The following is a 10,518-nucleotide window of genomic DNA, read 5'->3' as shown; positions in this document are numbered from 1 at the left end:
CCGGCGAACCATCGTGCTAAGGCGCGTCGCCGGTTCTTGGAAAATCATCCACGAACATGCCAGCTTCCCTATGGCAATGGACGGAAGTGGGCGCGCTGTGACGGATCTCTTGCCGTAGTTCCGGTACGCCTAACGTCCTCAACAGGGATGTCGGCTTTCACGCGGCAAGGGTTCGTAGGTGAACGGTCGATTTGGCGGCGCGTTGCTGACAGTCAAGTCAGCCTTGGGCCGTTGGCGGACTTGCGGCTTAGAGGCTCGGAATGTCAGAAGCGGACCTTCAGTCGGGCTGTGTGCATCGACGTAAACTGACCCATTCCGGTCATCGCCTCGTTCCGCCTGAAGGTCGCGAAAGGGTGCGAACCCGGGCTTCACACAAACGCCCATCGTCTCAGCGTTTAAAGGTTTGGCGATCTCCTTGAGACGTTCGCAGGGCGCGTTTCCCGATGCGGCCGGCTTTGCAATGCGCTACACTCCCAGAGGGGTGATGATACCGACGATTGGTCGCCCCCTGAAGGAGCTTCGCCCATGAAGCGCAGAATGGCCGCCCTGATGGTAGGCGATATCGTCGGCTATTCCGGAATGATGGAGCGAGCCGAGGAGCAAACCGCGGAACGCTTGGCTAGCTGTCAGGCCCTCATTTCGGAAAAGGTCGATCTGCTCGACGGCCGGGTTTTCAAGACGACGGGTGACGGGACCCTCGCCGAATTTCCGAGCGCCGTAAACGCCGTGCGCAGTGCATTCGAGATCCGCAGCGCGCTTGCAGGCGCGCAAGAGCCCGACACCGAACCTTTCAGGATGCGGTTTGGTCTCCATATCGCGGATGTCGTGGTGCAGGGCGATGATCTGGTCGGAGACGGCGTCAACCTCGCGGCGCGCATACAGGCGGCAGCCGAACCAGACTCGATCTATGTGAGCGGTGCGCTCTTCGATCATGTCCGCCGCAATTCTGCGTTCATATTCGACGATATGGGCGAGCGGGCGTTCAAGAACATTACGGAATCGGTGCACCTCTATCGGGTCCGCGGCGAGATCGGAGCGCATCGGCTGCAGTCGGCGCCGACGCAACTGGTCATCACGACGGAACGGCGGCCGGCATCGGTCGCGGTGCTCCCTTTCCGGGTGTCGGGCGACGACGAGAACCAGCGCTATCTCGCTGAGGGCCTCACCGAGGAGCTTATTGTCGAACTGGGGCGATTTCGGCGTCTTTCGGTCAGTTCGCGGAGTGCGAGCTTCGCGGTTGCGGACTCCCACCCGGATCCGGTGAGGGTCGGCGAGGCTCTGGGCGTTCGATATGTGCTTGAGGGACAGCTGCGCAAGATCGGAGAGCGGGTTTCGATCAGCCTCACGCTGTCGGAAACCGACCAGGGGACGGTGGTCTGGAGCGACAAGATCCAGCGTCCGTTCGAGGAAATTCTCGCTTTGGTTGATGGAATCGTCGCGAGGATCGCCGCGACGGTATCAGGACGGATGGAGGACGCAGCCATGGTGGCGGCGCGCCGAAAGCCGCCAGAAAACATGACCGCCTTCGACTGCCTCTTGCGCGGGCTCGATCATCACCGCCTAGGCGGCGTCACCGACGACAATGCTCGCCAGGCCGTCGGCTGGCTTTCAAAGGCGATCGAGGCCGATCCGCACTACGCGGCCGCCTATGCGTGGAGGGTCTGCGCAGCGTCGGGGCTGCCGGGTTTCGACCCCGAGCAAGGTCGACGGGACATTTGCCGCGCGCTCGAGCTTGACCCCTGCGATGCCGAGGCAAACCGGATCATGGGCGCGTTTGAACTTATGGGTGGCAACTTCGACGAGGCCCTGGCGCACAGCCGCAGAGCAATGGAATTGAACCCGACGGATGCCTACATCAAGGCAAGATGCGCCGCGGTCTTTACCTGTGTGGGCGAAGCAGAGCATTCATTGTCCTTGCTCGACGAAGCCGAGATGCTCGACCCGTTCCTTCCTGTGTGGTGCGTCGAGGAACGGGGTGTGGCTCTTTATGCGCTGGGCCGCTATGCCGAGGCTATTGAATCCCTCCGCAAACTCACGTTTCAGACCACTCGATCGCGCCTCTATCGGGCGGCCGCGCTCGTGGCGCTCGATCGATCCGACGAAGCCGGCCGGATGGTCAGGGAAGCTGTCGGCAGCGAGGCAGCTCTAACGGCCTCCAACTTCACCAGCCGCGAGTGTTACCGCGATCCTGAGAAGGCTCGGGAGCTTGGCCGCTTGCTAAGGGAAGCAGGTTTGCCGCCATAAGATCGGTGGCGACGGTCTGCCGCTAACGACAACCCGTTCAGCACACACACTGTCGAAGTCTGCAACGGGTCGACTCCGGTCGTTTGCGATCGAAAAGGGAATGGCCGCTCATGACGCGACTACGATGTCCAGGGTGGTCGCCGGCAACGTCTGCTATCGGGCAACAGCAAAGATCACCTCAACGGCCGACATTAGGCGCAAAGCTGCCGTCCACCTCGCGGTAGACGTCAGTCGTCTTTCGGTCATGAGCGCTGGCTGGACCGAATGTCGGGTTTCTGGAGGGAAAATAGGTCCCGAAAGGTCCGATCAGGGTCATTTCCGGTCGTTGACGCCTCCTACGAAGATGTAGGTGTTGAAGCGGAATGGTATTAGTCTGCGCGGTCTCGGGCTTCACCAAGCTGGCAAACGCATGGATTTCAGCACTTTCTCAGGCCAAAGCTATTTCCTCATCGGCGGCCTCATCCTTGTCGGTGCCGGGCTTCTGATCCTTTCGCTGATCGTCAATGCTCGTGTGGCGCACAATGTGCGCCACGACATACGCCATCGTGAAAAGCTGCTGGAATATTATCGCAACATCTTTTCCCAGCTCGGCGTGATCCTGATCGGAATTGGCGTTTCCCTGTTCATCTTCTTTTTTCAGCAGAATTATCAGGACCAGCGCAAACGCGAAACGGAGCTCCAGCTGGTTCTCGCCAAACTGGCCGCGCGCATTGCTCGCGGCGCCGCCGCCGTCGAATACCTTGGCGAATTCGATGCGCTGCTGGATGATGGCGGGCCCTACATCAGCCCGGAACTCGGTGGAACGAATGCCGCGATCAGCGCGCACGGGGCGGAACTCGGCAAGCAGGTCGCCGAGATCCTTTTGGTTGAGCGCGATGTCGAGGTTCAAGGGTTCGAGATCCTGAACCTATCGCGCGATTTCGAAGCATCGTTCGTCGTCAACGAACTCGATCCCGCGCTGTGGTTCAACATCGTCCGGGATGAGAGCGAGATCAAATATGCCACCACTCAGCTCGCTCTCGACTACAAGGACCTGCAGGATGCAATCGGCGGAGACTCGATCGCGGTTGCGATCGCAAATCCTGAAAAGGAGGCAAAGATCAAGCAGGAGGTGCTCGACATCTTTTATGATGCTGACCTCTTGCGCCAGCGCAGCAGGAGACTTCTCGGCCGTGCGTGCTGGCTTTTCAGCCAAGGGCGCAGCTTCGTCAACCTTCGACCGGCCAACGAGATCGAAGCCGATGCCAGGTCGCACCAGGAATGGATCGACCGATCGAAACGCTTCCTGACGCGGTTGAAGTCGGGAAGCGGCGATTGCTTCAAATTGCTCCAGTTCAGCCCGGCGCCCTGAGTCGAGAATGCGCCGGCAAAAGGCCCGCCGCCCTGCGGCTCTAGGGCTCAGACTCCGTCAGCTGGCTACCGCCGATGGTCGATATGGGGGTGGAATTTTGTCATTCGTCTCGTCGATCGGGAACGAGAAAGTGGTTGATCCGGACGGAACTGCAAGAGTGTCCCGACACGGGCGCACGCCAGTTCGGGTAGATTTGGGACTCGGTTTTGCGGCGCCTGGCCTAATCGCTGCTGATGCAGAACCGGATGACCATTCCGATCCAAGGCTCTATAACAGGCCGACAGAATTGCGATGATCAAGGGGAGACGATGCGCTACATACGTCCGCTTTCAATGGAAGATGCCGTTGGCCAGTTGGCCGGCTCGTCTGGCACGGCCGCCATTCTCGCCGGAGGCAGCGACCTCCTGGTGAGAATGAAAGGCGGCTTTATCGAGCCCGACCTGATTGTCGACATCAAGGCGATCGATGGGCTCAGCGAAATCAGGGAAACGGCGGAGGGCTTCAGCATCGGTGCGGCGGTCTCCTGCGCCTTGATGGGGGAGAGCGCGGCCTTGAAGAGGGAATGGCCGGGCGTCGTCGAAGCGGCCAAGCTGATCGGCTCGAAACAGGTGCAGGGACGCTGCACCATCGTCGGCAATCTTTGCAACGCCTCGCCGGCCGCCGACAGCGTGCCGGCGCTGGTGGCCGCCGGCGCCAGGGCATTGATAGCCGGGCCAGGAGGCAGGCGCACCGTCGCGGTAGAGGCAGTGCCGACCGGGCCGGGCAAGACGTCGCTCGCCAAGGGCGAGATCATCGAGGCGATCCTGCTCGACAGGCGCGCGCCGCGCTCCGGCGATGCCTATCTGCGGTTCATTCCACGCACGGAGATGGACATCGCCGTTGTCAGCGCTGGCGTGAACCTGACGCTCGATGAGGCGGGTGTCGTCAAAGCGGCCCGCGTGGCGCTGGGCGCCGTGGCCGCGACGGTGCTGCTGGTCGAGGAGGCCGCCGAAGCCCTCATCGGCAGGAAGCTGGACGAAGCCGCACTTGAGCGGCTCGCCAAGGTCTGCTCGGGGGCCTGCCGGCCCATCGACGACAAGCGCGGCACCATCGAATTCAGAAGGAAAGTTGCGGGTGTGCTGGCCAGGCGGGCCGCCATGACCGCCTATACACGTGCAGGAGGCAAATGATGGCCGGTGTAGCAGTCTCAACGACAATCAATGGCGACAATTTCGAGTACCTTTGCCAACCGGACGAGACGCTGCTCGATGTGCTGCGCGACCGCCTCGGGCTGACCGGCGCCAAGGAAGGCTGCGGCACCGGCGACTGCGGCGCCTGCAGCATCATCCTCGACGACCGGCTGGTGTGTTCGTGCCTGGTGCTTGGCGCGGAGGCTGAAGGCCGGCGCGTCGAGACCGTCGAAGGCATGGCGCATGGCGACACGCTGCATCCGCTGCAGCAGAAGTTCCTTGAGCACGCAGCGCTGCAATGCGGCATCTGCACGCCGGGCTTCCTGATCGCCACGAAGGACCTTTTGGCCAAGAACCCCGACCCGACCGAGGAGGAAATCCGCTTCGGCCTCGCCGGGAACCTCTGCCGCTGCACCGGCTATGACAAGATCGTGCGCGCCGTCCAGGACGCGGCAAACGTGATGAAGGGAGCATGACGATGAATTTCGATCCACGTTTCGCGGGGCGCAATTTCACCTCGGTCGGCACCCGCCCCATCCGTCCCGACGGCGTCGACAAGGTGACGGGCCGCGCGCGCTACGGCGCGGACTTCAACATGGCCGGCCAGCTGGTCGGGCGTGTTCTGAGAAGCCCGCACGCCCACGCCACGATCAGGAAGATCGACACCTCGAAGGCGGAGAAACTCCCCGGCGTGAAGGCAGTGATCACCGCCGCCGACCTGCCCGACCTCACCGATGGCGATTCCGCCATGTACGACATCCTCGACAACTGCATGGCGCGCAAGAAAGCGCTCTATGACGGCCATGCGGTGGCTGCGGTCGCCGCGGTCGACGCCCGCACTGCCAGGCAGGCGCTGAAGTTGATCGAGGTCGACTACGAAGTGCTGCCGCATGTGACCGATGTCGACGAGGCGATGAAGCACTCGGCGCCCGTGCTCAACGACGCCATCTTCACCGAGGGCCTCGAGGAAAAGCCCGCCAAGCCGTCCAATGTCACCAAGCGCACTCAGTACGGCCATGGCGACGTTCATCAGGGTTTTGGACAGGCCGATTACGTCGTCGAACGCTCCTTCAAGACCGAGCAGACGCATCAGGGCTATATCGAGCCGCATGCCTGCGTGGCCAACGTCAGCTCGGACGGCACCGCCGACCTCTGGGTCTGCACGCAGGGCCATTTCGTCTACCGCCAGCACTGCGCCCAACTGCTTGGGATGGAGGCCTCCAAGCTTCGCGTCACCTCCTCGGAGATCGGTGGCGGTTTCGGCGGCAAGACCCATGTCTGGGCCGAGCCGGTGGCGCTGGCGCTGTCGCGCAAGGCCGGCCGGCCGGTCAAGCTGGTCATGACGCGCGACGAGGTGTTCCGCGCCTCGGGGCCGACCAGCGCCACCTCGATCGACGTCAGGATCGGCGCCCGCAAGGACGGCACGATCACCGCGGCCGAGGCGACGCTACGCTACTCCTGCGGCCCCTATGCCGGCATGTGGGCCGAGATCGGCGCCATGACCGCGTTTGCCTGCTACAGGCTCGAGAACGTCAAGACGGTTGGCTACGAAGTGCTGGTCAACCGGCCGAAGACCGCGGCCTATCGCGCGCCATCGGCGCCGATGGCGGCGTTTGCGGTGGAAAGTGCCGTCGACGAGCTGGCCAAGGAGATCGGCATGGATCCGGTCGAGTTCCGCATCAGGAACGCCGCCCAGGAAGGCACCAGATCGTCCTACGGCCCGGTATATGGCCCGATCGGCATCGGCCCGACGCTGGAAGCGGCGAAGAACCATCCGCACATGAAGGCGCCGCTGGGCAAGAACCAAGGCCGCGGCATGGCTTGCGGCTTCTGGTTCAACTTCGGCGGCCAGACCTGCACCGACCTCAACATCGGCATGGACGGCTCGGTCTCGCTTGCCGTCGGCACGGTCGATGTGGGTGGTTCCCGCGCCTCGCTGTCGCTGGTGGCGGCGGAGGAACTCGGCATCGCCTATGAGCAGGTCAAGGCGGTGGTGGCTGACACCTCCAGCCTCGGCTACAACGACATGACGGACGGCAGCCGCGGCACCTTCTCCTCCTCCATGGCGACGATCTCGGCCGCCCGCAACGCCGTCAAGATCCTGCGGGAGCGCGCCGCGCAGATGTGGGACATTCCCGTCGACGACGTGGTCTGGGAAAAGGGCCACGCTATCGCCAAAGGCGAGAAGTACGGCAACCTTGCAGCGCTGTCGCTGAAGGAGATCGCGGCCGCGTCCGGCAAGACGGGCGGACCGATCGCCGGCCACAGCGAGCTCGTCGCCGACGGCGCCGGCGTGTCCTTCGCCACCCATATCTGCGATATCGAGGTCGATCCCGAGACCGGCGCCACCAGGGTCCTGCGTTACACAGTCGTCCAGGACGCCGGCAAGGCGGTGCACCCGACCTATGTCGAGGGGCAGTACCAGGGGGGTGCGGCGCAAGGCATCGGCTGGGCGCTCAACGAAGAGTACATCTACGGCAAGGACGGGCGGCTGCAGAACCCCGGCTTCCTCGACTACCGCATCCCGGTCTGCTCGGACCTGCCGATGATCGACACGCAGATCCTCGAGATCCCCAATCCCAACCATCCTTATGGGGTGCGTGGCGTCGGCGAGACCTCGATCGTGCCGCCGCTGGCGGCGATCGCCAATGCGGTGTCGAACGCCGCGGGCGTGCGGATGACGCATATCCCGATGTCGCCGCCGCGGATTCTCGCGGCGATCGAGGCGGAACGGGGAGGCTGATGGTCGAAGTAACGCTCTGGGGGTCGCTCGGCGCAATCGCCGGAGGCAAGAGCAAGGTCGAGATCGAGGCGAAGGATATTCGGGAGCTGTTCAGGAAGCTGGCTGAGCAGTATCCCGGCTTCGAGCCCTACATCGACCGCGGCATCGCCGTGGCGATCGATGGCACGATTTATCGGGATACGTGGTCGAAGGAATTGCCGCAGGGGGCGGAGATTTTTCTGCTGCCGCGGCTGGCGGGGGGGTGAGTGGGGCGCGGACGCGCGGTATATAGAATGGCAGCTTTGCGCAGCATCTCGGTCGTTCCGCCCGAGGGCAGAGGCAACCGAAAGCGGACGCGCTGTTCAGAAATCTACCTCTTGGTTACGGCAAAACGAACCACAAGAGCCCATCGACTAGACCGGTCGAACGGCTTCAGCCCAAGACATTCCAAACCAGACGGCCGAGTCCGGCTCCTTGCTCCAATCAATCAGGGCGTCGAGCGTCGCAGTGACGGATTGGCGAGGCAATCCGATAGCGACGATATCGTCCATCGCTTCATCGATGATGCTCGCAATGTTCCGGACAACTGCCTCAAAGTCAGGCTCGCCGGCGCATCCGCCAAAAAAGACAAATGTGATACGTCGTGGACGCAAGTCGGCCTGATGCAACAATTGAACAAGGCGACGTCCGATGATTGGATCATTGCCGTGTCGGTCGTAGGTTCGCTGATAGGCATGCCACAGTGAGGCAAATCCCGGTGGCTCGGGCCAGAGCCGCAGCCCATCATAGTCGTCATCTGACAATATCACCCGTCCGCCCGGTCGCACTGCGCCGGCCATGTTGCGAACAAGCAGCAACGGGTCAGGTAGGTGCTCGAGAACGAACCGCGCATGAGCAACGTCGAACTGTCCAAGCTCGTTATCGGTAAGAAGTGGAGCAAGCACGTCACCCTGCCTCATCTCCAGAAATGCCAAATCCCCATCGGCGTCAGCCTGTCGTAGCGCCTCCGCTATCTGCTCCGGGCTTCGCTCCAAAGCCAAGACCGGAACACCGGTGGCCCGCGCCATCATTCTCGAAAACTGCCCTAACCCAGCACCGAAATCGACGACCCGCTCGCCAACAACCAGCTGTGCAGCGTCGAGACATCGTTGATTAAGACGCTTGTTTAAAGCCGTCAGCCGTTGCTGCTCGGCTTCACTTGATCCATGCGTATAATGCGATGACGACATTCACTGCCCCCAGATCGAATGACCATATCAGCTTCGCATAAGGTCGGACGACGTCAAGATCAGCGGCTGAACCGTGGCGACCCCTGCGCCCGGCACATCAATTACCGCTTTGCGCCTATGTCGGCCGTAGAAGCCGATCTTGACGTTGCCCGGAAGCAGACATCTCCTTTGACCGCGCTGTACTTGGCGTCGCGACGAGCCTCCGAGCACATCTCAGCAACGCGGTCAAAGGTTGTGGGTTGTTAAATGTTTACAGCTTTGCGCATCACCTCGCTTTCGTGGCTCTAGATCTCGTGCAGGCAATCCTGAGTCAGCCGAGCGTTGGCTGCCACCGGCCCTGCCACCGAGACTATGTTGCCATCCGCCTCGTTTCGTGACGGCCTTCTCGCAGCCGGATTCAGGCCGCGTGCTTGGAACTAATGACGGGCGAGACTGTTCAGCTGTGACTTTGGCATGACGCTGACGTGCCCTCCTGGCTGGGTAAGCCTCGATCTTGAGGAGACTCGCATCATGAAGATTTCGTTCAGATTTCGTTCAGTCGCGGCTGCGGTTGTCGCTGCAGCAGGAATCAGCTTTGCCGGCTCCGCGCATGCCGACAGCGGTACGATCCGCTTCTCAGTCTACAAGGCTGCCTTCTTTGTGGGTGGCTCTGGAGGCGAGGGCACGCTGACCTTCCATGGTCGCCGCTATCCCATCTCTGTCGGCGGCATCTCGGGCGGCCTCGCCTTCGGGGCTTCTAAGACCTATTTCCATGGTACCGTACGCCACATTCGCCGCGTCCAAGATGTGACGGGGGTCTACGGTGCGGCGGGCGGTGGCGGCGCGCTCGGCAAAGGGGCCCAGGTGATCGTCATGACCAATGACAAGGGCGCCCAACTCGAACTCTCAGGCAAGCAGGTAGGCCTGCAAGTCAACGCCGATCTCAGCGGTATTGCCATCACGGTGAAGTAGGGGCCGTCGCTCCGTTCGTCGTCCCTGCAGTCGGCCCACTACGCTGAATACAAAGGTCGGCTTTCAGCGCTACCATCTAGGAAGCGGCCGTTCCACTGTCGGCCCAAAAAACCGCAACCGACGGTAGGTGCAAGGCGGGAAAATCTCCCTGGCCGATGTCGGCCAAGGAGAATGATCATGGGTATGTCACAATATGATCCGGGTTCGCAGGAACGTCGGGCTTGGAATGCTGGCCGCAAGATCGGAGCCAAACGAGCGTTGAAGCCACGTCAGGTATGGGCCGTTCGCTTCTTCCTCGATCAGCACCGTCGCGTCCGTGACCGAGCACTTTTCGATCTGGCGATCGATAGCAAGCTGAGGGGCTGCGATATCGTAAAGATAAAAATCGGCGAATTGGTCAGCGGCAGCCAAATCCGGACCCGGGCGATCGTCGTTCAGCAAAAGACGGGTCGGCCGGTCCAATTCGAGTTGATGGATGATGCGCGTGCCAGCCTTCTGGCATGGCTTGATCGGCGTGGCGGCGCGATCGACTAATACGCCTTTCCGAGCCGCATCGATCACGCCGATCATCTCAGCACACGGCAATATGCGCGACTGGTCGATGAGTGGGTGACTGGCATCGGCCTGCGCCGGGAGGAATACGGCACGCACTCGCTACGGCGGACCAAGGCGTCCATCATTTACAAAGCCACCGGCAACCTACGAGCGGTGCAAATCCTACTCGGCCATACCAAGATCGAGAACACGGTGCGCTATCTTGGCGTCGACGTCGAGGATGCACTCACTTTGGCGGAAGGGACAGAAATTTAACCACCCCGGCTCCTTGCGACCAACGAGGAGCCGGACAGGTAC

Annotated in this window: 9 protein-coding genes and 1 pseudogene; 9 read left to right on the top strand and 1 reads right to left on the bottom strand. The window is 62.0% G+C overall.

Annotated elements, in window-relative coordinates; all coding sequences use genetic code 11:
• From BQ8482_RS30315 to BQ8482_RS30285, 7 genes are all read left to right on the top strand, one after another.
• Positions 1-118 (top strand): nuclear transport factor 2 family protein (locus tag BQ8482_RS30315; RefSeq protein ID WP_165848775.1); only part of this gene is annotated, 118 nt, incomplete at its 5' end.
• A gap of 407 nt (positions 119-525) precedes the next feature.
• A complete protein-coding gene (locus BQ8482_RS30310; protein ID WP_123150952.1) occupies positions 526-2,244 on the top strand; it encodes an adenylate/guanylate cyclase domain-containing protein in 1,719 nt (572 codons plus the stop codon).
• Between the two features lie 409 nt (positions 2,245-2,653).
• The gene (locus BQ8482_RS30305; RefSeq protein WP_123150951.1) at positions 2,654-3,595 is read left to right on the top strand and encodes a CbtB-domain containing protein; all 942 of its coding nucleotides are present in this window, start codon (positions 2,654-2,656) and stop codon (positions 3,593-3,595) included.
• 308 nt (positions 3,596-3,903) lie between these two features.
• Positions 3,904-4,764 (top strand): FAD binding domain-containing protein, encoded by an 861-nt coding sequence (locus BQ8482_RS30300; protein WP_123150950.1) that lies wholly within the window; start codon positions 3,904-3,906, stop codon positions 4,762-4,764.
• Positions 4,764-5,240 carry a (2Fe-2S)-binding protein gene (locus BQ8482_RS30295; protein WP_123150949.1) on the top strand — a complete coding sequence of 159 codons (477 nt, stop codon included), beginning with the start codon at positions 4,764-4,766 and terminating at the stop codon, positions 5,238-5,240. Before BQ8482_RS30300 ends, BQ8482_RS30295 begins: the two co-directional genes overlap by 1 nt.
• A gap of 2 nt (positions 5,241-5,242) precedes the next feature.
• Positions 5,243-7,507 carry a xanthine dehydrogenase family protein molybdopterin-binding subunit gene (locus BQ8482_RS30290; RefSeq protein ID WP_123150948.1) on the top strand — a complete coding sequence of 755 codons (2,265 nt, stop codon included), beginning with the start codon at positions 5,243-5,245 and terminating at the stop codon, positions 7,505-7,507.
• Positions 7,507-7,752 (top strand): MoaD/ThiS family protein, encoded by a 246-nt coding sequence (locus tag BQ8482_RS30285; RefSeq protein WP_077382481.1) that lies wholly within the window; start codon positions 7,507-7,509, stop codon positions 7,750-7,752. The genes BQ8482_RS30290 and BQ8482_RS30285 overlap by 1 nt, the downstream gene beginning before the upstream one ends.
• 147 nt (positions 7,753-7,899) lie before the next feature.
• On the opposite strand, the gene BQ8482_RS30280 is transcribed toward BQ8482_RS30285, so the two are convergent.
• On the bottom strand, positions 7,900-8,715 hold the full coding sequence (locus tag BQ8482_RS30280; protein ID WP_123150947.1) for a class I SAM-dependent methyltransferase: 816 nt from the start codon (positions 8,713-8,715) through the stop codon (positions 7,900-7,902).
• A 510-nt stretch (positions 8,716-9,225) separates the two neighbouring features.
• Here BQ8482_RS30280 and BQ8482_RS30275 point away from each other — a divergent pair.
• Positions 9,226-9,666 (top strand): lipid-binding SYLF domain-containing protein, encoded by a 441-nt coding sequence (locus tag BQ8482_RS30275; protein ID WP_123150946.1) that lies wholly within the window; start codon positions 9,226-9,228, stop codon positions 9,664-9,666.
• A 177-nt stretch (positions 9,667-9,843) separates the two neighbouring features.
• Positions 9,844-10,476 (top strand): annotated as a pseudogene (locus tag BQ8482_RS30270) (tyrosine-type recombinase/integrase).
• Positions 10,477-10,518: the final 42 nt, after the last annotated feature.

Origin of the sequence: Mesorhizobium delmotii, assembly GCF_900149755.1 — a bacterium.
In the GTDB taxonomy this organism is placed as follows: Bacteria; Pseudomonadota; Alphaproteobacteria; order Rhizobiales; family Rhizobiaceae; genus Mesorhizobium; species Mesorhizobium delmotii.
This window is presented reverse-complemented; position numbering and strand designations above follow the sequence as displayed.

Bases quoted from the DNA above. Each gene is read 5' to 3' on its own strand.
- BQ8482_RS30275 (WP_123150946.1), top strand. From the start codon at position 9,226: ATGAAGATTTCGTTCAGATTTCGTTCAGTCGCGGCTGCGGTTGTCGCT.
- BQ8482_RS30285 (WP_077382481.1), top strand. From the start codon at position 7,507: ATGGTCGAAGTAACGCTCTGGGGGTCGCTCGGCGCAATCGCCGGAGGC.
- BQ8482_RS30305 (WP_123150951.1), top strand. From the start codon at position 2,654: ATGGATTTCAGCACTTTCTCAGGCCAAAGCTATTTCCTCATCGGCGGC.
- BQ8482_RS30300 (WP_123150950.1), top strand. From the start codon at position 3,904: ATGCGCTACATACGTCCGCTTTCAATGGAAGATGCCGTTGGCCAGTTG.
- BQ8482_RS30290 (WP_123150948.1), top strand. From the start codon at position 5,243: ATGAATTTCGATCCACGTTTCGCGGGGCGCAATTTCACCTCGGTCGGC.
- BQ8482_RS30280 (WP_123150947.1), bottom strand. From the start codon at position 8,715: ATGTCGTCATCGCATTATACGCATGGATCAAGTGAAGCCGAGCAGCAA.
- BQ8482_RS30310 (WP_123150952.1), top strand. From the start codon at position 526: ATGAAGCGCAGAATGGCCGCCCTGATGGTAGGCGATATCGTCGGCTAT.
- BQ8482_RS30295 (WP_123150949.1), top strand. From the start codon at position 4,764: ATGGCCGGTGTAGCAGTCTCAACGACAATCAATGGCGACAATTTCGAG.